Annotated in this window: 18 protein-coding genes; 13 read left to right on the forward strand and 5 right to left on the reverse strand. The window is 61.5% G+C overall.

Translation table 11 applies throughout. From position 1 onward, the window contains the following. The first annotated feature begins 17 nt into the window (after positions 1-17). The 6 genes from B348_RS0104560 (at position 18) to B348_RS0104585 (ending at position 6,967) form a co-directional block, all read left to right on the forward strand. A complete protein-coding gene (locus B348_RS0104560) occupies positions 18-911 on the forward strand; it encodes a hypothetical protein (protein WP_026136558.1) in 894 nt (297 codons plus the stop codon). 18 nt (positions 912-929) lie between these two features. Further along, on the forward strand, positions 930-1,376 hold the full coding sequence (gene rplI, locus B348_RS0104565; protein ID WP_003171376.1) for a 50S ribosomal protein L9: 447 nt from the start codon (positions 930-932) through the stop codon (positions 1,374-1,376). Between the two features lie 110 nt (positions 1,377-1,486). After that, positions 1,487-2,881 (forward strand): replicative DNA helicase, encoded by a 1,395-nt coding sequence (dnaB, locus tag B348_RS0104570; protein WP_017734974.1) that lies wholly within the window; start codon positions 1,487-1,489, stop codon positions 2,879-2,881. 203 nt (positions 2,882-3,084) lie between these two features. Beyond that, positions 3,085-5,388: a YgiQ family radical SAM protein gene (locus tag B348_RS0104575; protein ID WP_026136559.1), complete on the forward strand. Its 2,304-nt coding sequence runs from the start codon at positions 3,085-3,087 to the stop codon at positions 5,386-5,388. Between the two features lie 212 nt (positions 5,389-5,600). Then, on the forward strand, positions 5,601-6,527 hold the full coding sequence (locus tag B348_RS0104580) for a hypothetical protein (RefSeq protein ID WP_017734976.1): 927 nt from the start codon (positions 5,601-5,603) through the stop codon (positions 6,525-6,527). Further along, a complete protein-coding gene (locus tag B348_RS0104585) occupies positions 6,527-6,967 on the forward strand; it encodes a hypothetical protein (protein WP_017734977.1) in 441 nt (146 codons plus the stop codon). The genes B348_RS0104580 and B348_RS0104585 overlap by 1 nt, the downstream gene beginning before the upstream one ends. 15 nt (positions 6,968-6,982) lie before the next feature. Here the strand turns inward: B348_RS0104585 and B348_RS0104590 are convergent, their stop codons facing one another. Continuing rightward, the gene (locus tag B348_RS0104590; RefSeq protein WP_026136560.1) at positions 6,983-7,471 is read right to left on the reverse strand and encodes a type VI secretion system tube protein Hcp; all 489 of its coding nucleotides are present in this window, start codon (positions 7,469-7,471) and stop codon (positions 6,983-6,985) included. A gap of 187 nt (positions 7,472-7,658) precedes the next feature. Here B348_RS0104590 and B348_RS0104595 point away from each other — a divergent pair, with 187 nt between their 5' ends. The 5 genes from B348_RS0104595 (at position 7,659) to B348_RS0104620 (ending at position 16,051) form a co-directional block, all read left to right on the forward strand. Continuing rightward, positions 7,659-8,573, forward strand: coding sequence for a hypothetical protein (locus B348_RS0104595; protein WP_017734979.1), 915 nt, complete (start codon positions 7,659-7,661; stop codon positions 8,571-8,573). Then, positions 8,570-9,064: a hypothetical protein gene (locus tag B348_RS0104600; protein WP_017734980.1), complete on the forward strand. Its 495-nt coding sequence runs from the start codon at positions 8,570-8,572 to the stop codon at positions 9,062-9,064. The genes B348_RS0104595 and B348_RS0104600 overlap by 4 nt, the downstream gene beginning before the upstream one ends. A gap of 167 nt (positions 9,065-9,231) precedes the next feature. After that, positions 9,232-12,522 (forward strand): DUF2126 domain-containing protein, encoded by a 3,291-nt coding sequence (locus B348_RS0104610; protein ID WP_017734981.1) that lies wholly within the window; start codon positions 9,232-9,234, stop codon positions 12,520-12,522. Positions 12,523-12,674: 152 nt separating this feature from the next. Continuing rightward, positions 12,675-15,161: a circularly permuted type 2 ATP-grasp protein gene (locus B348_RS0104615; protein WP_017734982.1), complete on the forward strand. Its 2,487-nt coding sequence runs from the start codon at positions 12,675-12,677 to the stop codon at positions 15,159-15,161. After that, positions 15,161-16,051 (forward strand): transglutaminase family protein, encoded by an 891-nt coding sequence (locus B348_RS0104620; protein ID WP_017734983.1) that lies wholly within the window; start codon positions 15,161-15,163, stop codon positions 16,049-16,051. Before B348_RS0104615 ends, B348_RS0104620 begins: the two co-directional genes overlap by 1 nt. A 43-nt stretch (positions 16,052-16,094) precedes the next feature. On the opposite strand, the gene B348_RS0104625 is transcribed toward B348_RS0104620, so the two are convergent. Further along, entirely contained in the window at positions 16,095-16,277 is a 183-nt protein-coding gene (locus tag B348_RS0104625) for a hypothetical protein (RefSeq protein ID WP_017734984.1), read from the reverse strand. 333 nt (positions 16,278-16,610) lie between these two features. On the opposite strand from B348_RS0104625, the gene azu reads away from it, so the two are divergent. Beyond that, the gene (gene azu / locus B348_RS0104630) at positions 16,611-17,057 is read left to right on the forward strand and encodes an azurin (protein WP_017734985.1); all 447 of its coding nucleotides are present in this window, start codon (positions 16,611-16,613) and stop codon (positions 17,055-17,057) included. 195 nt (positions 17,058-17,252) lie between these two features. Here azu and nadE read toward each other — a convergent pair whose 3' ends face one another. From nadE to B348_RS0104645, 3 genes are all read right to left on the reverse strand, one after another. Then, positions 17,253-18,080 (reverse strand): ammonia-dependent NAD(+) synthetase, encoded by an 828-nt coding sequence (gene nadE, locus B348_RS0104635; RefSeq protein ID WP_017734986.1) that lies wholly within the window; start codon positions 18,078-18,080, stop codon positions 17,253-17,255. A gap of 3 nt (positions 18,081-18,083) precedes the next feature. Then, positions 18,084-19,298, reverse strand: a complete 1,215-nt coding sequence (gene pncB / locus B348_RS0104640) for a nicotinate phosphoribosyltransferase (protein ID WP_017734987.1) — start codon at positions 19,296-19,298, stop codon at positions 18,084-18,086. Positions 19,299-19,511: 213 nt separating this feature from the next. Further along, positions 19,512-20,399, reverse strand: coding sequence for a LysR family transcriptional regulator (locus B348_RS0104645; protein ID WP_017734988.1), 888 nt, complete (start codon positions 20,397-20,399; stop codon positions 19,512-19,514). A 153-nt stretch (positions 20,400-20,552) separates the two neighbouring features. Here B348_RS0104645 and B348_RS0104650 point away from each other — a divergent pair, with 153 nt between their 5' ends. After that, positions 20,553-22,043 carry an aldehyde dehydrogenase family protein gene (locus B348_RS0104650; RefSeq protein WP_017734989.1) on the forward strand — a complete coding sequence of 497 codons (1,491 nt, stop codon included), beginning with the start codon at positions 20,553-20,555 and terminating at the stop codon, positions 22,041-22,043. Positions 22,044-22,082 lie beyond the last annotated feature (39 nt).

The raw sequence follows: 22,082 nt of genomic DNA on the forward strand, positions 1-22,082 counted from the left end.
AGTAAGGGATTGAATGCATGCGCGCCTTAGCTGAGTTCATCATGCGCGGTCGTGTGCAGGCCACTCTGGTAGTGGCTGGATGTGCGGCATTGCCGTTGCTTTATTGGTTGGGTGCTGCCGCGGGTTGCCTTGTGCTGCTGCGGCGCGGTTTGAAGGATGCCATTGGCGTCCTTGCCCTGGGATTGTTGCCGGCCTTGATCTGGTGGCTGCAATTGGGTGATCCACGGGTACTTCTGGTACTGCTGGGGTCATCGAGCCTTGCGTTGGTTTTACGCGCAAGTGAGTCCTGGGTCCGCACGCTGCTGGTCAGCGTGGCATTGGGGTTGGTGTACTCAGTGATGCTTGGCGCGGCTTTCCGCCCGCAAATCGAAGGGTTGTCGCAAGAGATCGTCAAGATCCTGCCGATGGCCCTCGGGGATCTCTACCAGCAATTGTCGGTAGATGAGCGAGCGCGGTTTGCGTCACTGATTGCCCCGGTCCTGACCGGCCTGATTGCGGCATTGTTGCAGGTCGTCAGCGTGCTGAGCCTGATTGTTGGGCGTTATTGGCAGGCGTTGTTGTACAACCCGGGTGGTTTTGGTCGCGAATTTCGCAGTATCAGAATCCCTGCGGGGCCGGCGATGTTGCTGCTGGCGTGCATGGTTGTCGGGCCGAACTTCGGTCCACAGATGGCCTTGCTGGCGCCGATTTGCAGCGTACCGCTGGTGTTTGCCGGGCTGGCCTTGATTCATGGGCTGGTTGCGCGAAAGCGCCTGGCCAAGTTTTGGCTGGTGGGGTTGTACGTCACGCTGTTGCTGTTCATGCAGCTGATCTATCCGTTACTCGTGGTCTTGGCCATTATCGACGGCCTGATTGATTTTCGCGGTCGTCTGGCGTCGAAAGACGCCGATAACGCGAACGGTGAAGGTTAAAAGTTAGAGGATTTTCACATGCAACTGATCCTTCTGGAAAAAGTCGCCAACCTGGGCAACCTGGGCGACAAAGTGAACGTTAAGGCCGGCTACGGTCGTAACTACCTGCTGCCATACGGCAAAGCCACCGCTGCAACCGCTGCCAACCTGGCTGCGTTTGAAGAGCGTCGTGCTGAGCTGGAAAAAGCAGCAGCAGACAAAAAAGCTTCGGCCGAAACTCGCGCTGCCCAACTGGCTGAGCTGGAAGTGACTATCACTGCCACCGCCGGTGACGAAGGCAAGCTGTTCGGTTCGATCGGCACCCACGACATCGCTGATGCACTGACCGCCTCCGGCGTTGAAGTGCAGAAGAGCGAAGTTCGTCTGCCGAACGGCACCATCCGCAACGTAGGCGAATTCGACGTAGCCGTGCACCTGCACGCCGAAGTTGAAGCCACCGTACGCGTTGTCGTGGTAGCAGCTTAAGCAGCACCTAACTGACTGGCACCTCGCGTGCCAGGCAGTTAACATCGGGCACGATCCTGTTTACAGGTCGTGCCTTTTGTTTTTCTACACACCCCAAATTCCAAGTGGCCATGAACGATATTTCAGCTCCCGAGCAATACGATCTGCAAACCGCTGCCCTGAAGGTGCCGCCGCATTCCATCGAGGCCGAACAGGCCGTGCTCGGTGGCTTGATGCTGGACAACAACGCCTGGGAACGCGTGCTGGATCAAGTCTCGGACGGTGATTTCTATCGACATGACCACCGCCTGATCTTCCGCGCCATCGCCAAGCTGGCCGACCTGAACTCACCTATCGACGTCGTGACCCTTGCCGAGCAATTGGACAAGGAAGGTCAGACCTCGCAAGTGGGCGGCCTCGGCTACCTGGGTGAGCTGGCAAAAAACACCCCGTCGGTCGCCAACATCAAGGCCTATGCGCAGATCGTCCGCGCGCGGGCGACCTTGCGCCAACTGATCGGCATCGCCACTGAAATCGCCGACAGCGCCTTCAACCCCGAAGGGCGTACCGCCGAAGAAATTCTCGACGAGGCCGAACGGCAGATCTTCCAGATCGCCGAAGCACGGCCGAAAACCGGCGGCCCGGTGGGCGTCAACGAGCTGTTGACCAAGGCCATCGATCGTATCGATACATTGTTCAACACCGACAACGCCATCACCGGCTTGTCCACTGGCTACACCGACCTCGATGGCATGACCAGCGGCCTGCAACCGGCCGACTTGATCATCGTCGCCGGCCGTCCGTCCATGGGTAAAACCACCTTCGCCATGAACCTGGTGGAAAACGCCGTTCTGCGCAGCGAAAAAGCCGTACTGGTTTACTCCCTCGAGATGCCAGGTGAATCGCTGATCATGCGGATGCTCTCGTCCCTGGGGCGCATCGACCAGACCAAAGTGCGTGCCGGTCGCCTGGAAGACGACGATTGGCCGCGCCTGACCTCGGCGGTCAACCTGCTCAATGATCGCAAGTTGTTCATCGATGACACCGCTGGTATCAGCCCCTCGGAAATGCGCGCGCGTACCCGCCGCCTGGTGCGTGAACACGGTGACGTCGGCCTGATCATGATCGACTACCTGCAATTGATGCAGATCCCCGGTTCCGGCGGCGACAACCGCACCAACGAGATTTCCGAGATTTCCCGCTCGTTGAAAGCCCTGGCCAAAGAGTTCAACTGCCCGGTGGTGGCGCTGTCTCAGCTCAACCGTTCCCTGGAGCAGCGCCCGAACAAACGCCCGATCAACTCCGACCTGCGGGAATCCGGAGCGATCGAGCAGGATGCTGACGTGATCATGTTCGTCTACCGCGACGAGGTGTATCACCCCGAGACCGAGCATAAAGGCATCGCCGAAATCATCATCGGCAAGCAGCGGAACGGCCCGATCGGTACCGCACGTCTGGCGTTTATCGGCAAATACACCCGCTTCGAAAATCTCGCGCCGGGCAGTTACAACTTCGACGACGAGTAGTGCTCCTGCGCCTGTAAGGGCCTCATCGCAGGCAGGCCGGCTCCCACAGGTGATCGCGTTTATCCTGTAGGAATGCGGTCACCTGTGGGAGCCGGCTTGCCTGCGATGGCGTCACCACAATTCCGACCATTACCGTCGGAATTGGTCAAAATTTGTGCTATATTCCGCGCCCGCGATTTTCCATCTCAACACCGGTCACCGTCATGCAAACAGCCAAGCCGTTATTTGACTATCCCAAGTACTGGGCCGAATGTTTCGGTCCTGCGCCATTCCTGCCGATGAGCAGGGAGGAGATGGATCAGCTTGGCTGGGATTCCTGCGACATCATCATCGTCACCGGTGATGCCTACGTTGACCATCCGTCGTTCGGCATGGCGATCATCGGCCGGCTGCTGGAGTCCCAGGGCTTCCGCGTCGGGATCATTGCCCAGCCAAACTGGCAGTCCAAAGACGACTTCATGAAGCTCGGCGAGCCGAACCTGTTCTTCGGCGTCGCGGCCGGCAACATGGACTCGATGATCAACCGCTACACCGCCGACAAGAAAATCCGTTCCGACGACGCCTACACCCCTGGCGGCATGGCCGGCAAACGCCCGGACCGCGCGAGCCTGGTGTACAGCCAGCGTTGCAAGGAAGCCTACAAGAACGTGCCGATCGTACTCGGCGGCATCGAAGCCTCCTTGCGCCGCATCGCCCACTACGACTACTGGCAGGACCGCGTGCGCAACTCGATCCTGATCGACGCCGCCGCCGACATCCTGTTGTACGGCAACGCCGAGCGCGCGATTGTCGAAGTGGCCCAGCGCCTGTCGTGGGGCCACAAGATCGAAGACATCACCGACGTGCGCGGCACCGCGTTCATTCGCCGTGACACGCCTGAAGGCTGGTACGAAGTGGACTCCACCCGTATCGACCGTCCGGGCAAGGTCGACAAGATCATCAACCCGTACGTCAACACCCAGGACACCCAGGCCTGCGCCATCGAGCAAGAGAAAGGCCCGGTGGATGACCCTGAGGAAGCCAAGGTCGTACAGATCCTGGCCAGCCCGCGCATGACCCGCGACAAGACTGTGATCCGCCTGCCGTCGGTGGAAAAGGTCCGCGGCGACGCCGTGCTCTATGCCCACGCCAACCGCGTGTTGCACCTGGAAACCAACCCAGGCAACGCCCGCGCCCTGGTGCAGAAGCACGGTGAAGTGGACGTGTGGTTCAACCCGCCACCGATCCCGATGACCACCGAAGAGATGGACTACGTGTTCGGCATGCCTTACGCACGTATCCCGCACCCTGTGTACGGCAAGGAAAAGATCCCGGCCTACGACATGATCCGCTTCTCGGTGAACATCATGCGTGGCTGCTTTGGTGGCTGCACCTTCTGCTCCATCACCGAGCACGAAGGCCGCATCATCCAGAACCGTTCCGAAGAGTCGATCATTCGCGAGATCGAAGAGATCCGCGACAAGGTCCCGGGCTTTACCGGCGTGATCTCCGACCTCGGCGGCCCGACCGCGAACATGTACCGCATCGCCTGCAAGAGCCCGGAAATCGAATCCGCGTGCCGCAAGCCGTCGTGCGTGTTCCCGGGCATCTGCCCGAACCTGAACACCGACCACTCCTCCTTGATCCAGCTGTACCGCAGCGCCCGTGCGTTGCCGGGGGTGAAGAAGATCCTGATCGCGTCCGGCCTGCGCTACGACCTCGCGGTCGAGTCGCCGGAGTACGTCAAGGAGCTGGTGACCCACCACGTCGGTGGCTACCTCAAGATCGCCCCGGAACACACCGAGGAAGGTCCGCTCAACCAGATGATGAAGCCGGGCATTGGCAGCTATGACAAGTTCAAGCGCATGTTCGAGAAGTACACCAAGGAAGCGGGTAAGGAGCAGTACCTGATTCCTTACTTCATCGCCGCCCACCCGGGCACCACCGATGAAGACATGATGAACCTGGCCCTGTGGCTCAAGGGCAACGGCTTCCGCGCCGACCAGGTGCAGGCGTTCTACCCGTCGCCGATGGCCACCGCCACCGCGATGTACCACTCGGGCAAGAACCCGCTGCGCAAGGTCACCTACAAGAGTGACGCGGTGACCATCGTCAAGAGCGAAGACCAGCGCCGTCTGCACAAGGCGTTCCTGCGCTACCACGACCCGAAAGGCTGGCCGATCCTGCGTGAAGCGCTGACCCGCATGGGCCGCGCCGACCTGATCGGGCCGGGCAAGGACCAACTCATCCCGCTGCACCAGCCGAGCACCGACAGCTACCAGAGCGCCCGTCGCAAGAACTCGACGCCGGCTGGCAGCCACAAGGTCGCCAAGGAAACCACCACCAGGATCCTCACCCAGCACACCGGTTTGCCACCACGCGGCAGCGATGGCAGCAACCCGTGGGACAAGCGTGAGCAAGCCAAGGCCGCGGCCCAGGCGCGCAACAAGCAGGCCGCCAAGGAACGCAGCGATGCGGCCAAGGGCAAGGGCGGCAAGCCTGCGCGCAAGCCGGTGGTGCCGCGTTGATCGACGCCTGAATATGCCAAACGCCAGCCTCGTGCTGGCGTTTTGCTTTCTATTTTCTGGCGAGCCTGTTTGTTAAGGTGGCGGCCATTCGATCGCCATCGCAGGCAAGCCAGCTCCCACATTTTGAATTGTGAATACAGTCAACTGTGGGAGCTGGCTTGCCTGCGATAGCGCCAGTCCAGTCACTCTCTGATTCAAGGAAGAACACCCCCATGGGCAACCCCCTGGCCAACATCGGCATGGACTCCAACCGCTCCCAGTTCATGGCCCGCCAGCGCATCGAAAGCGAAATCAACGTGCCCCGTCTGTTCGCCGCCATCGACGCCGACCCCGCCATCGTCGGCGCGGGCGTGGTCTACATCGACGCCGACTTCAACATCGTCACCCTGCGCGAATTCAAGCCCATCTGCAGCATCCTGCCCAAGCGCATCATTATCCGCGAGGCGCAGAAGTACATCGCCCCGGCCCAGTTCGCCGACCAGGTGCTGAACAACCCGCGCGAATCGCGGCTGATGAGCGAGGCCTTCAACACCACCCTGGCCTGCACCGGCGCGGTGATCGGCTGGCTGGTAGTGCTGAGTGGCACCATCGCCATCCCGTTCACCGCTGGCGCCAGCACCGTGGTGACAGCCATCGGCTACACCGCGGCATCTGCCAGTACCGTGTCCTGCCTGGTGGGCGGCTTTCGCACACGCAACGAAATCAGCAACCCGGCGATGAACGACTACCTGGACAGCGAGGAGTGGTACCAAACCGCGACCAAGGTGCTCGATGGCGCCGCGCTGGTGGGCGTCGGCGCTTCGGCACTGACCACCGTCAAGCTGGTCAATGTCACCCGCGCCGCCACCGGCAAAAGCCTGCGCCAGGTGCTCAAGGGCCTGAACGGGCATGAGCGCGAAAAACTCACCAAAGAGCTGCTCAAAGTCGCCGACCCGCAAATGTCGACCAAGATGCGCAAGCTGCTGCAGATGAGCGGCGAGCTGCCCAAGCGCTTCACCCCGACGCAGCTCAAACACGCCACCTATGTGCAATTGGGGGATGCGATAGGGGCGGGCGCGAGTGTGTGGGGGCTGAAGCGCTCGGACAACTACAAACAGGCCAAGACCTTCGCGATCGGCCTGTACGAGGAGGGCGAATAATGAGTGGCGTGCCGTCCCTGAAACCGTTTTTGCTGGCGCATTTTCCTGCGTTTATCGGCGTGATTCTCGCCGGCTGCCTGGGCGGCTCCGCTGCGATTTCCCTGGCGGCCAGTACGTATTTTGCCGACGTGCCCGTCGCCACCAATGCCAGCGTGTCCTGGTTCGTCGTGCTCTTCGCCGCGCTGTTCGTGACCAACAGCAACTTCCTGGTGGTGCGCGGGCATGCCTGGGCGGTGTGGGGCATGGTCGGTTTTTTTGTCGTGTGCCTGTTGGTCACCCTGCCGACATTGGCGTACGAGCCGCACTGGTTTCTCTACAGTGAATGCCTGTTCTGGCCGCTGCTGGGGTTGTTGCTGATAAACAGCAAGGGCTATCGGGCGATGGTGGGTAAACTGGTGGGCGTGCGCCGACTGCGAGAGGCAGCCAAGGCCGGGTTGTAGCCTTGGCCCGCGTGGTCAGATCTTCACGTTCTGACGAATGTTCCAGCCGTATTTCACCGCGCCGCCATCCTTGCCGCCGTCCGCCTTCTGCGGTTGGTAGCTGACTTCGACGGTGGCGAAATTCAAGCCGATGACCTCTGTCAGTTCGTCGCTGTTTTTCACCGCGTCGGACTGGTAGGACGTCACCATCACCTCCTTCAGGGTGATCACCAGATACTCCACGGCACTGCTGCCCCCGGCCTTGCGCACCACCAGCCGCGCTTCCGGGTAATGCTTGCCGGTGGAGCAGGCCATCATCAGGTTGGGTGAGGACTTATCCATCACTTTCGAGATGGACAGGTTGTCGATAGTGACCTTGCCCGCACCACCGCCGCTGCCGCTGTGCATCGAGCCCGTCTGCGACATGCCCCAGCCCCAGCGGCTGATCTCGATTTCATCGCGATGGGCCTGATCCCTGGATTCGCCCTTGATGTCGCCCAACTTCAAAAACATGTCAGTTGCCATTGTCGTTCCCTGTACTGGTGTCCGCCGGTAGTGGCGCGGGGCGTACTTTTTCTTATTCGGGACATGGCCTACAAGGCGCTACACGGTGTTCAGGAAGTACCTGTCGGTATAAAGCGAAGCTTCTGACATTTTTAAGCGATGCCCAGTCTTTACCCTCTGCGCTCTTGTGAAAAAGCGGAGTAAAGGGATGACTTCCAGTGTGTTGAAAGACGGTTTCCCCAGTGCGCATTTGACGACGCGGCAGTGGGTGGAAAGCAGTATTGATCTGCGTAAGTTGTTTGCCGCCATCGATGCCGATCCAGCGATTGTGGGTGCGGGTGTGGTTTACCTCGATGCGCAGTTGCGGGTGATTGTGTTGCGCGAGTTTCAGCCGATTTGCAGCGTTGTACCGAAGAAGGTGATTTTGCGGGAGGCGCCGAGTTATGTCGGGCGGGTGGAGTTTGCGCGGCGGTTGGCGAATGAGCCGCGAGAGGCGGATGTGACGTTTGAGGCGGTGAATGCGGGGTTTGCGTGCGCTTCGGCGGTGATCAGCTGGATTGTGATTGTGGGTGGGTTAGGGTTGAGCCCGTTTACGTTTGGGGCCTCTGGAGTAGCGGCTGCGATTAGCGCTGTGGGCGCGGTAGCCAGCACTGTTCAATGTGTGATGGGCGCTCGCCGGACTACAAATGAAATGAATGACCCTGCCCGCAACGACGCTTTAGATAGCGATCCTTGGTATCAGGCCGTAACGGCCGGATTGGACGCGGCTTCGTTATTGGGTGCAGGCAATACAGCGATGTCGACGATTCGATTTGTCAGCATGCTCAAAAAGGCCACGGGGAAAAATACGTACCAGGTACTCAAAGGGCTGAATCGGCAGGAGCGGGTAAAGCTCACCAGGGAGTTGCTGAGTATCAACCATCCGGAAATGACCCGGAAAATGATCAAGCTGAAACAAATAGCGGGACAAATTCCGAAGCGCTACACCTCGGCAGAAGTCAGGCGTGGGACCGTCATGCAAATGCTCGATGCCGTTGGCGCCGTATCGAGCACTGCCGGCAGTATTCGCTCCGGGAACCTCCGGATCATCGCAGTGGGGCTGTATGAGGAGATCTCGGAATGAGGCTTATCGGACCGAAACCGCTCATACCGATACGCCCCTTTCTGATCCGTTACTTTCCCGTATTCATTAGCGTGATTCTCTCGGGCATCTTCAGCAGTGCTGTCGTCGTGTCGCTGGTTGAAAACTATTTTTTACCATCACTATCAAACGCTGCTGCTGAACGCGCGTGCGTGGTCTTAGCCCTCTTTATCACTCTATGTAATTACATGATTGCCTATGGGTTTCCAAAGTGGGCCTGGGGCATGTACGGCCTATTCATTGCGTGCCTAATGGTGGCCGTGCCAGTTTTTTTTCTTTTTCCGGTTCCATTCTTTTACATAGATTGCATCGTTTGCGCGGTACTCGGCTTACTGCTACTACGCAGCAAACGCCATCGTGAATTTCGTGCCAAGGCCGTAGAACTTCGCCAGATGCGCCGCAAAGTCTGGGTGGCCATTGAGAAGCGGCGCAAACACGAGCGCGCCATCATCAGAATAAAGAAACCGCGGTAATCCCCCACGCCCGCCACAAATATGTGCAACTGTTGCACCAGGGCACCTACGTTGGCGCCGTTTTGGTGCTGTACTGCATCGGGTCCTACGACAAAGCGCAATGACTGCCGCGCTGGCATAAGTCTTGCGCGCGTCAAATCCCATGCCCTGGCTCGCAGGAGGCCGCCGTGTCGATTCATGTCGCGTTGCACCACGTTACGCATTACCGCTACGACCGCGCTGTCGAACTCGGCCCGCAGATCGTGCGTTTGCGCCCGGCGGCCCACAGCCGCACGCGGATTTTGTCCTACGCGTTGAAAGTGCTGCCCGAGCAGCATTTCATCAATTGGCAGCAAGACCCCCAGGGCAATTACCTGGCGCGCCTGGTGTTCCCGGAAAAGACCGACGAACTGCGCATCGAAGTCGATCTGGTCGCCGAGATGGCGGTGTTCAATCCGTTCGACTTTTTCCTCGAGCCCTATGCCGAAAAAATCCCTTTCAGCTACGCCGCCGATGAGCAGCGCGAGCTGGCGCCGTACCTGGAAACCTTGCCACTGACGCCAAAGTTCGCCGCCTACCTGGCCGGTATCGACCGCACGCCATTGCCGGCGGTGGACTTCCTGGTGGGCCTCAACCAGCGTCTGGCCGCCGATATCGGCTACCTGATCCGTATGGAACCGGGCGTGCAGACCCCGGAATTCACCCTGGAAAACGCCTCCGGCTCGTGCCGCGATTCGGCGTGGCTGCTGGTGCAATTGCTGCGCAACCTCGGGTTGGCGGCGCGGTTTGTGTCCGGTTACCTGATTCAACTGACCGCCGACGTCAAAGCCCTCGATGGCCCGTCCGGCACCGAAGTCGACTTCACCGACCTGCACGCCTGGTGCGAAGTGTATTTGCCCGGCGCCGGCTGGATCGGCTTGGACGCCACTTCCGGGCTGTTCGCCGGTGAAGGCCATATCCCGTTGGCCTGTAGTCCCGATCCATCGTCTGCCGCCCCGATCAGTGGCTTGGTGGAACCGTGCGAGTGCGAATTCACCCACGAAATGTCGGTTGAGCGGATTTGGGAAGCGCCGCGCGTTACCAAGCCCTACACCGAAGAACAATGGCTGGCCATCCAGGCCCTCGGCCGGCAGATCGATGGTGACCTGCTCAAGGACGACGTACGCCTGACCATGGGCGGCGAGCCGACATTTGTCTCCATCGACGACCCCGACGGCGCCGAGTGGAACACCGCCGCCCTGGGCCCGGACAAGCGCCGCCTGTCTGCCGAGTTGTTCCAGCGTATGCGCAAACACTACGCGCCCAAGGGCCTGGTGCACTTTGGCCAGGGCAAGTGGTACCCCGGCGAGCAGCTACCGCGTTGGTCGCTCAACTGCTACTGGCGCCGCGACGGCGTGCCGATCTGGCACAACAGCGCGCTGATTGCCGACGAACAAGAGGATTACGGCGCCGATGGCACCATGGCCGGGCGTTTCCTGGCGAGTGTCGCCGAACGCCTGAAACTGCCGGCCCGCTTTGTGTTTCCGGCCTTTGAAGACAACTTCTACTACCTGTGGCGCGAAGGCGCGCTGCCGCAAAACGTCACGGCCCAGGACCCGCGCCTGAGTGACGACCTGGAGCGCGAACGCCTGCGCAAAGTGTTCAGCCAGGGCCTGGATAAAGTCATCGGCCAAGTGCTGCCGCTGGCGCGCACGGCCGCCAACGACCGCTGGCAGAGCGGGCGCTGGTACCTGCGAGACAACCACTGCCGCCTGGTGCCGGGGGATTCGCCGTTGGGCTATCGCCTGCCGTTGGCGTCGCAGCCCTGGGTGACGGCGGCGGAGTATCCGTTTGTGCACCCCACGGACCCGAACCAGGATCAGCCGGCGTTGCCCACCACCGTCCAGTTGAACAGCCACGGCGTACCCGCGCCGAGTGACGAGCGTACGCCTGAGGTGGACGAATCCGCCGACTGGCTGACCCGCACCGCGCTGTGCGCCGAAGCGCGGGAAGGGCGGCTGTACCTGTTCATGCCGCCGCTGGAGCGCGTCGAGGACTACCTGGAACTCGTCGCCGCCATCGAGGCCACCGCCGAAGAGTTGCATTGCCCGGTGTTGCTGGAGGGCTACGAGCCGCCGGCCGACACCCGTCTGAGCAATTTCCGCGTGACGCCGGACCCGGGTGTGATCGAGGTCAACGTGCAGCCGTCCGCCAGTTGGGACGAGTTAGTGGAGCGCACCGAATTCCTCTACGAAGAGGCGCGGCAAACCCGCCTGACCACGGAAAAATTCATGATCGACGGGCGCCACACCGGCACCGGCGGCGGTAACCACTTTGTCCTCGGCGGTGCGACGCCAAAGGACTCACCGTTCCTGCGCCGTCCGGACCTGCTGCGCAGCCTGATCAGCTACTGGCATAACCATCCGTCCTTGTCCTATCTGTTTTCCGGGCTGTTTATTGGCCCGACATCCCAGGCCCCGCGCGTGGATGAAGCGCGCAACGACGCCTTGTACGAGCTGGAAATCGCCTTCGCGCAAATGCCCGAGCCGGGCGAAGAATGCCCGCCTTGGTTGGTGGACCGCCTGCTGCGCAACCTGTTGATCGACGTCACGGGCAACACCCACCGCGCCGAATTCTGCATCGACAAGCTCTACTCACCGGACGGCGCCACCGGTCGCCTGGGCCTGCTGGAGCTGCGCGCGTTTGAGATGCCGCCCCATGCGCGCATGAGCCTGACCCAACAACTGCTGCTGCGTGCCCTGGTCGCACGTTTTTGGCGTGAACCCTATGCGCCGCCGAAACTGGCGCGCTGGGGCACCGAACTGCACGACCGTTTCCTGCTGCCGCACTTTATCGAGCAGGACTTTGCCGATGTGATCGTCGAACTCAACGCCGCCGGCTACCCACTGCGCGCCGAATGGTTTGCCGCGCACCTGGAGTTTCGCTTTCCCAAGGTCGGCGACTACGCCGTCAGCGGCATCGAACTGGAACTGCGCCAGGCCCTCGAACCCTGGCACGTGCTGGGCGAGGAGGGCGCGGTGGGCGGCACGGTGCGTTATGTGGATTCGTCCCTGGAGCGCCTGCAAGTCAAATTGACCGGCCTGCCGCCGCAACGCTACCTGCTGACCTGCAACGGCATACCTGTGCCGCTGCAAGCCACCGGCCGCGTCGGCGAATTTGTCGCCGGCGTGCGTTACCGCGCCTGGCAACCGGCCAACTGCCTGCAACCGACCATCCCGGTGCATGCGCCGCTGGTGTTTGATTTGCTGGATACCTGGATGCAGCGTTCGCTGGGCGGTTGCCAGTACCACGTGGCCCATCCGGGCGGGCGCAATTACGACAGCTTGCCGGTGAATGCCAATGAGGCGGAGAGTCGGCGGATGGCGCGGTTTTTCCGCCTTGGGCATAGCCCAGGGAAGCTTCCGGTGCCGTCCCTGGTGATCAATGATGAGTTGCCAATGACCCTGGATCTACGGCGTTTTCCCCATAAAAATGACTAAACACAGTTCAAAATGTGGGAGCTGGCTTGCCTGCGATAGCGGTGTACCAGTCGATATTTCTGGTGACTGACCCACTGCTATCGCAGGCAAGCCAGCTCCCACATTAGACTGTGGTGACTTTGACACCCCTCCTTGCCTTCGCCGAGCGTTCCATGTCCGACTTGCTCGACCGTTACCCGCTGACCGCGGGCACTTATCACGAACTGCTGGACGACAGTGGCGCGGTGCGTGCCCATTGGCAGCGCCTGCTCGACCACCTGCAACGCAGCACTCCCGCGCAACTGGCCCAGCGCCAGGCGCTGCTGACCCGGCAGATCCAGGAAAACGGCGTGACCTACAACGTCTACGCCGACCCCAAGGGCGCCGACCGCCCGTGGGAGTTGGACCTGCTGCCCCACGTGCTGGCCGCCCAAGAGTGGCAGCAGCTGTCGGCCGGGATCGCCCAGCGGGCGCGCCTGCTCAATGCGGTGCTGGCCGACCTGTATGGCCCGCAACGCTTGATCAAGGAAGGTTTGCTGCCGGCCGAACTGGTGTTCGGGCACAACAACTTCCTGTGGCCGTGCCAAGGCATCCAGCCGCCGGACGGTGCCTTCTTGCACCTGTACGCCGTGGACCTGGCGCGCACGCCGGACGGTCGTTGGTGGGTCACCGCCGACCGTACCCAGGCACCCTCGGGCGCGGGTTATGCCCTGGAAAACCGCACCATCGTGTCCCGTGCCTTCCCGGACCTGTACCGCGACTTGCAGGTGCAGCACCTCACCGGTTTCTTCCGCACCTTGCAGGAAACCCTCGCGCGCCAGGCACCGGGCGATGACCAGCCGCCGCTGATCGTGCTGCTCACACCGGGGCGTTTCAACGAAAGCTATTTCGAACACCTCTACCTCGCGCGCCAGCTTGGCTACCCGCTGGTGGAAGGCGGCGACCTCACCGTGCGCGACAGCACGGTATTCCTCAAGACCCTCAGCGGCCTGCGCCGGGTGCACGCGATCATGCGGCGCCTCGACGATGACTTCTGCGACCCGCTGGAGCTGCGCACCGACTCGGCCCTCGGCGTGCCCGGCCTGCTCGATGCCGTGCGCCAGGGTAATGTACTGGTGGCCAATGCCTTGGGCAGCGGCGTGCTGGAGTCGCCGGGTTTGCTGGGCTTCTTGCCGAAGATCAACGAGTTCCTGTTTGGCGAAGAGCTGATCCTGCCGTCCATCGCCACCTGGTGGTGCGGTGAAGCGCCAGTGCTCGCCGAAGCCCTGGAGAAATTGCCTGAGTTGCTGATCAAACCGGCGTTCCCGTCGCAGAGTTTCACCCCGGTGTTCGGCCGCGACCTCGACGAAAAACAGCGCGAGGCCCTGGCCGCACGCATGCGCGCGCGGCCTTACGCCTATGTCGCCCAGGAGCTGGCGCAGCTGTCCCAGGCACCGGTGTGGCACACCGTGGATGACCACCTGCAACACCGCGCCATCGGCATGCGCGTGTACGCCGTGGCCAGCGACGACGGCTACCGCGTGCTGCCCGGCGGCCTGACCCGTGTGGCCGCCGAAGCCGACGCCGAAGTGGTGTCGATGCAACGCGGCGGCGCGAGCAAGGACACCTGGGTGCTCGGCGAACGCGCGCCCGGCGGCGAACAGTGGCGCGCGCAACGCACCATCGGCGCCCATGACCTGGTGCGCCGCGACCCGTATCTACCGTCCCGCGTGGTGGAAAACCTGTTCTGGTTTGGCCGCTACTGCGAGCGCTGCGATGACAGCGCGCGCTGGCTGCGCATCGTGCTGGCGCGTTATGTGGACGGCGACGATCCCCAGGCCCTGCAAGCGGCAGTCGAGCTGGGTGAAAGCCTGCGCTTGTTGCCGGAGGAGGGCGAGTTACCCGAACGCCTGCTGGGGGCCATGCTCGGCGACGATTGGCCGTCAAGCCTGCGCGCCAACCTGCAGCGCTTGCAGTGGGCGGCGTCGCAAGTGCGCGGCAAGCTGTCCCGGGAAAACTGGCAGGCGCTGGTGGAGCTGCAACGTGAAGCTATGGAACTGGAAAGCGAAGCGCCGGATTTTGGCGAGTTGCTGGATTTTCTCAACCGTCTGGTGATGTCGCTCGCGGCGCTGTCCGGGTTTGCCCTGGACGACATGACCCGCGACGAAGGCTGGCGCTTTTTGATGATGGGCCGGCGCATCGAGCGTCTGCAATTTCTCAGCAGCAGCCTCGCCGCATTCCTGCGCGGCGTGGCGGTGTTCGATCAGGCCGGGCTGGAGTGGTTGCTCGAACTGGGCAACAGCAGCATCACTTACCGCTCGCGTTACCTGGCGGTGCCACAGCTGATCCCGGTGCTCGACCTGCTGCTGCTGGACGAGCAGAACCCCCACGCGGTCCTGTTCCAGTTGAAGCTGGTGAGCCGCACCCTGCGTCGCTTGAATGATGATTTTGGCGTGCCGCGGGAAACCGGCCTCGGCCCGTTGGTGGAGCGCCTTGCGCACTTCGACCTGGGCTGCCTGGAGAACCCGTTGTTTGGCGAGTCCAGCGTGCGTGCCGCCTTGGACGGCTTGGCCGACTTGCTGCAAGCGGTGGCCGATGAGAGCGGGCAAGTGTCGGATCGCCTCGCGTTGCGCCATTTTGCCCATGTGGATGATGTCAGCCAGCAGACGGTGTCGTTGTGATGAGTGCGCGCTACCAGATTTTCCACGATACCCATTACCACTACGACAGCCCGGTGTCCCTGGCCCAGCAGTTGGCGCACCTGTGGCCACGGCCGTGTGCCTGGCAGCGCTGTAGCGCGCAGCAGTTGGATATCAGCCCCGAGCCGACGTCGCGGCGCGATGAGCTGGATGTGTTTGGCAACCCGATCACGCGGCTGGCGTTTGAACGGCCCCATGATGAGCTGTTGGTGAACGCCGGGCTGACCGTGGAAGTGCTGGCGCGGCCGGTGCTGGATTTCCAGCAGTCGCCGGCCTGGGACCAGACCCGTGACAGTCTGACCTACAGCAGCCAGCCGCTGTCCGTGGAGCTGATCGAGGCGATCCGTTATCGCTTCGAATCGCCCTACGTGCACCTGAAGAAAAACTTCGTCGAGTTCTCCGAAAGCTGCTTCCCGCCGGCTCGTCCGCTGTTGCTCGGCGTACAGGCGCTGATGCAGAAGATTTTCAGCGAATTCACCTTCGATGCCGAAGCCACTCAGGTCGCCACGCCGCTGGTGGAAGTGCTGGAGCGCCGCCGTGGCGTGTGCCAGGACTTCGCCCACCTGATGCTCGCCTGCCTGCGCTCGCGCGGTCTGGCGGCGCGTTACATCAGCGGTTACCTGCTGACCCAGCCACCGCCCGGCCAGCCACGGCTGATCGGCGTCGATGCGTCCCATGCGTGGGTGTCGGTGTATTGCCCGGTGTCGGGCTGGGTGGATTTTGATCCGACCAACAATGTGCAGCCGGCGCTGGAGCACATCACCCTGGCCTGGGGCCGGGATTTCTCCGATGTGTCGCCGTTGCGAGGGGTGATTCTGGGGGGAGGGAGCCATGACCCGGAAGTACGGGTGACGGTGATGCCGCTGGAGTAACGGTGGATTGTGGTGAGCCGGGGGCGGCTCACCACAAAGAAAATTATTCAGCCGGATCTTTCGGTGTTTCAGTCTCGTCAGCTGCCACGTCGCCTTCTGCTTCCGGGTTCAGTGCACCCGCTTCTTCATCCGCAGCGGCTTTCTTGCGTTGCAGTTTTTCCTCTTTCTTCTGCTCCTTGGCCAAGTCTCTCTGACGTTTGGCGAAGGAGTAATTAGGTTTGGCCATGGGCGATCCTCTAGGGTCGAAGGTAAGAGTGGGCGGCGCGCAGCTGCCTTGGGTGGCTATGGTAGCAGCTTAGCAGCGCGCTTGGCCCTCACTTACCGCAGGCGTAAGCGGCCAGCAGGCCGTTGATCAGTTGGTCGAGGTGCATGGCGCGGACTCCAGTGGGGGATGGGCCGATCATAGAAAGGTCGTACGACTTTGGCTGTTAGATTGTGTTGATAAGTCTGATAGCCTAAAGTTGTATACAATCTGTTGATTCAGATCATAAGAATTCTTGCCTGCTTGAGGCACCCTTGCCGCAATCCGCGTTTTCTAAACCCTGCCTTGGAGATTCACATGTTCGCCAAACTCGTTGCTGTTTCCCTGCTGACTCTGGCTAGCGGCCAGTTGCTTGCTGCAGAGTGCAAGGTCACTGTCGACTCCACTGACCAAATGTCCTTCAACACCAAAGCCATTGAAATCGACAAAAGTTGCAAGACCTTCACCGTCGAGCTGACGCACTCCGGCAACCTGCCGAAAAACGTCATGGGTCACAACTGGGTGCTGACCAGCGCCGCTGACATGCAGCCGGTTGCCACTGACGGCATGGCTGCCGGTATCGACAAGAACTACCTGAAAGAAGGCGACGCACGCATCATCGCCCACACCAAGATCATTGGTGCTGGCGAGAAGGATTCGGTGACCTTTGATGTGGCGAAACTGGCTGCCGGCACCGACTACATGTTCTTCTGCTCGTTCCCGGGCCATGTGTCGATGATGAAAGGTACTGTGACCGTCAAGTAAGCTGACTCTGGTCGAAAAAAAGCGCCTGTTCAGGCGCTTTTTTTGTGGGGGGGCAGTTGAACCGAGTCATCGTTCTTCGCAGGCAAGCCAGCTCCCACATTCGACCGCATTCCCATGTTGTAACACGGTCAACTGTGGGAGCTGGCTTGCCTGCGATAGCGGTCTAACAGTTAACACTCATCTATCTGGCTTGCCTCACGGCGCGAACGGCATGACCCGCTTGTGCTCAGTCTTGCGGTAGGTCTCGCAGATAATCCGAAACGCTTCCTCACGCACCGCTTCACCGTGCAAAAACGCATCGATCTCGGCATAGGTCACGCCATGTGACGCTTCGTCCGGCTTGCCCGGCGACAAGTCTTCCAGGTCCGCCGTCGGCACTTTCTCCACCAACGATTCCGGCGCGCCGAAGTGCCGTGCAATCGCCCGCACCTGGTGTTTCACCAGCCCGCTCAACGGCGCCAGATCACACGCGCCATCGCCGAACTTGGTGAAAAAGCCCATCACCGCTTCCGCCGCATGGTCTGTTCCGATCACCAAACCACCGGCCGCGCCGGCGATGGTGTACTGCGCCACCATGCGCATGCGCGCCTTGGTGTTGCCCAGCACGAAATCACGGGACACCGCCGCCTTGCCTTCAAACGCCGCCACTTCATGGGCCAGGGCTTTCACCGCGGGGCCGATGTTCACGGTGTGGCGCTCGTCGGGCTCGATAAAGTCCACCGAGGCCGTGGCATCGATTTCGTCGAACTGGGTTTCGTAGGGCAGGCGCACCGCGATAAAGCGGTAGGCCGCATCACCGCTGTTTTCCCGCAGCTCTTTTACCGCGCGCTGGGCCAGCAGGCCCGCAGTCAGGGAATCGACACCGCCGCTGATGCCCAGCACCAATGTCTTGAGCCCGGAATTGCGCAGGCAATCCTGGATAAACGCCACGCGGCGGGCAACCTCGGCCTCAAGGGCGGCCTGGTCGTTGAACGGCGCTTGGACCTTGAGTTGTTCAGCTATCTCACGCTGTACGGCTTGCATGATTCACTCCTTGCTAGAGATGGCAGGTACTTTGAACACATGACGCAAATAGGCGACGAAATTCGGATCGGTGCAGTGGGTCTTGCCCGCTTCATCGGAGATCTTCGCCACGGGCTGGCCATTGCAGGCGGTCATTTTAAGCACGATGCTCATCGGTTCCACACCTGGAATATCGCAGGTCAGGTTGGTGCCGATGCCAAAGCTCACATTGATCCGCCCGCGCAGCGCACGGAAGATTTCCAGGGCCTTGGGCAGCGACAGGCTGTCGGAGAACACCAGGGTCTTGCTCATCGGCTCGATGCCGAGCTTGTGGTAGTGGGCGATGGCTTTTTCGGCCCACTGCACCGGGTCGCCGGAGTCGTGGCGCAGGCCGTCGAACAGCTTGGCGAAGTACAGGTCGAAATCGCCGAGGAACGCATCGGTGGTGATGCAATCGGTCAGGGCGATGCCCAGCAGGCCACGGTATTCGCGGACCCAGCAATCAAGGGCGGCGATCTGGCTGTCGATCAGGCGCGGACCGAGTTGCTGGTGGGCCATGATCCACTCGTGGGCCATGGTGCCCAGGGGCTTCATGTCCAACTCACGGGCCAGGTGCACGTTGCTGGTGCCGACGAAGCGACCGGGGAAGTCGTGCTTGAGGACGCTGACCACTTCTTCCTGCACCCGGTACGAAAAGCGTCGGCGGGTGCCGAAGTCGGCCACTTGCAGCTCGGACAGTTCTTCGCTGCTGGCGTTGGCGGTCAGCCAATCGAACTTGCGGTACAGCTGCTCGCGGGCCTGCTCCAGGATCACGGTCTGGTAGCGGTAGCGGTTACGCACTTCGCTGACGATGGCCAGCATCGGCACTTCAAACAGGATCACATGCAGCCACGGCCCGCGCAGGCGGATGAACAATTCGCCGTTCTCGATACCGGTCTGCACATACCGCAGGTTGAAGCGGAACAGGCCGAGGAAGCGCAGAAAATCCGGTTTCATAAAGCTGATGCGCTCCAGGAACCCCAGTTGGTCCGGGCTTAGGCTCAGCTCGGCGAGGCGTTCGATCTGGTAGCGGATTTCCGCCAGGTACGGGCGCAGGTCTTCACTGTTACGGCAACGAAACTCCCATTCAACTTCCACGTTCGGGTAGTTGTGCAGCACCGCCTGCATCATGGTCAGCTTGTAGAAGTCGGTGTCGAGCAGGTTCTGCACGATGCGATCGGCAAACACACTCTCGCTCATAACGGGAATCTCCAGACGGGTCGGCGATGGGCGCCGGCCTTTACGCACAATTAAGGAAGGGGGCTAGTGGCGCATAGACCTGTGGGGTTTTGCCAGTGATTTTTTTGGAATGGCCACTGGCCCCATCGCAGGCAAGCCAGCTCCCACACTTGGAATGCATTTCAAATGTGGGAGCTGGCTTGCCTGCGATGGCGGTGGTGCGGCGAAAGAAATCTAGACCTGCTCCATCATCCACTTCACAAACTCCCGCACCTTTGGCACCTCCGCCGAATGTTCGGGATAGGCAAGGTAGTAGGCATCCTGGCTCGGCATCGCATGCTGCCAAGGAATCACCAGCTTGCCCTCCGCCAATTCCTCTTCCACCAGAAACCTCGGCAACAACGCCACGCCACAACCCACCTGCGCCGCCCGAATGCACATATAGAACGTATCGAACCGCGGCCCATGGTAGCTGTGCTCGGTCTGGTAACCCTGGCTGGCGAACCAGTCGTGCCAGCCTTGCGGGCGCGAGGCGTTTTGCAGCAGCACCAGTTCGCTCAGTTGCGTCGGGTCGGTAAACGGCTGCGCGGGCAGGCTGTCGGGGGCGCAGACGGGCACCAGCTCTTCGCTGAACAGCTTCAGGCTCTCGGTGCCGGGCCGTGAACCCTGGCCGAAGTAGAAGGCCATGTCGGCCTTGCCTTGCAGCAACTCATCAGGCTCCTGCTCGTTGCACAGGTCCAGGTGGATGTGTGGGTGACGCAAGCGCCAGCCCTTGAGGCGCGGCACCAGCCAGCGGGCGCCGAAGGTGTAGGGCGTGGAGACGCGCAGCACTTCGGTCTCGCCGCCGTAGGAGCGCAGGTAGTGGGTGGACATCTCCACTTGCGTGAGGATTTTTCTCACTTCCACCAGGTACAAATCCCCGGCCGGGGTCATCTGCAAACGTCGGCGTACGCGGCGAAACAACAGGTGTTGCAGCAATTCTTCCAGCTGCGCCACTTGTTTGCTCACCGCGCTCTGGGTGAGGTTCAGTTCCTCGGCGGCGCGGGTAAAGCTCAGGTGGCGGGTGGCGGCTTCGAAACATTGCAGGGCGGTGATCGAGGGCAAATGTCTTTTGTTCAGCACGGTGTGCCTCTTTTTATGCTTTGCATGAATAAACGGAATGATATCTCGCCTAATCGTCGTTTGTTGGCAAGTCTTGGGCCAGCTACAAATAAGCTCTGGATCGCCGTGCGTGCAGCGGCGCGAATTTTCGTTTGCAGATTGAAGGAGTGACCCATGGTTGCCGCATTGCTTGATCGTCTCGGGGTAAACCCGGCGCTGTACCAGTCGGGCAAACAGCCTGTGCATTCGCCGATTGATGGCAGCCGTATCGGCAGCGTGCATTGGGAAGGTGCCGCCGAGGTGGAGCAGCAGGTCAGTCGCGCCGAGCATGCATTCGACGCCTGGCGCAAAGTGCCAGCGCCGCGCCGCGGTGAGCTGGTGCGTCAATTCGGCGATGTGCTGCGCGAATACAAGGCCGACCTCGGCGAACTGGTGTCGTGGGAAGCGGGCAAGATCACCCAGGAAGGCCTGGGCGAAGTGCAGGAAATGATCGACATCTGCGACTTCGCCGTCGGCCTGTCCCGCCAGTTATACGGCTTGACCATCGCCTCCGAGCGCCCCGGCCACCATATGCGTGAAACCTGGCACCCGCTGGGCGTGGTCGGCGTGATCAGCGCCTTCAACTTCCCGGTCGCCGTCTGGGCGTGGAACACCGCCCTGGCCCTGGTGTGCGGCAACGCGGTGATCTGGAAACCGTCGGAAAAGACCCCGCTCACCGCCCTGGCCTGCCAGGCGCTGTTCGAGCGCGTGGTGAAGAATTTCAGCGATGCACCGCCGTACCTCAGCCAAGTGATCATCGGCGGTCGCGACGCCGGTGCCGCGCTGGTGGACGACCCGCGCGTCGCCCTGATCAGCGCCACCGGCAGCACGCGCATGGGCCGCGAAGTGGCGCCGAAAGTCGCCGCGCGTTTTGCCCGCAGCATCCTTGAGCTGGGCGGCAACAACGCAATGATCCTCGGCCCCAGCGCCGACCTGGACATGGCCGTGCGCGCCATCCTGTTCAGCGCCGTCGGCACGGCCGGCCAGCGTTGCACCACCTTGCGCCGCCTGATCGCCCACGAGTCGGTCAAGGAAGAAATCGTCACCCGCCTCAAGGCCGCCTATTCCAAGGTGCGCATCGGCCACCCGCTGGAAGGCAACCTGATCGGCCCGCTGATCGACAAGCACGGCTTCGACAACATGCAGGACGCCCTGGAGCAAGCCTTGAGCGAAGGCGGTCGGGTGTTCGGTGGCAAGCGCCAGCTGGAAGACAAATTCCCCAACGCCTACTACGTGTCGCCGGCCATCGTGGAAATGCCTGAGCAAAGCGACGTGGTCTGCACCGAAACGTTCGCACCGATTCTCTACGTGGTCGGCTACACCGACTTCGCCGAAGCCCTGCGCCTGAACAACGCCGTGCCGCAAGGCCTGTCGTCGTGCATCTTCACCACCGATGTGCGCGAGGCCGAGCAGTTCATGTCGGCGGTGGGCAGTGACTGCGGGATCGCCAACGTCAATATCGGCCCGAGCGGGGCGGAAATCGGTGGTGCGTTTGGTGGTGAGAAAGAGACCGGTGGCGGGCGTGAGTCGGGGTCGGATGCGTGGCGTGGGTACATGCGTCGCCAGACCAATACCGTGAACTATTCGCTGGAATTGCCGCTGGCCCAGGGCATCACCTTCGACTGATCCCTCAAGTCGAAGTGAGATCAATGTGGGAGCTGGCTT

Source organism: Pseudomonas sp. CBZ-4, from assembly GCF_000346755.1.
In the GTDB taxonomy this organism is placed as follows: domain Bacteria; phylum Pseudomonadota; class Gammaproteobacteria; order Pseudomonadales; family Pseudomonadaceae; genus Aquipseudomonas.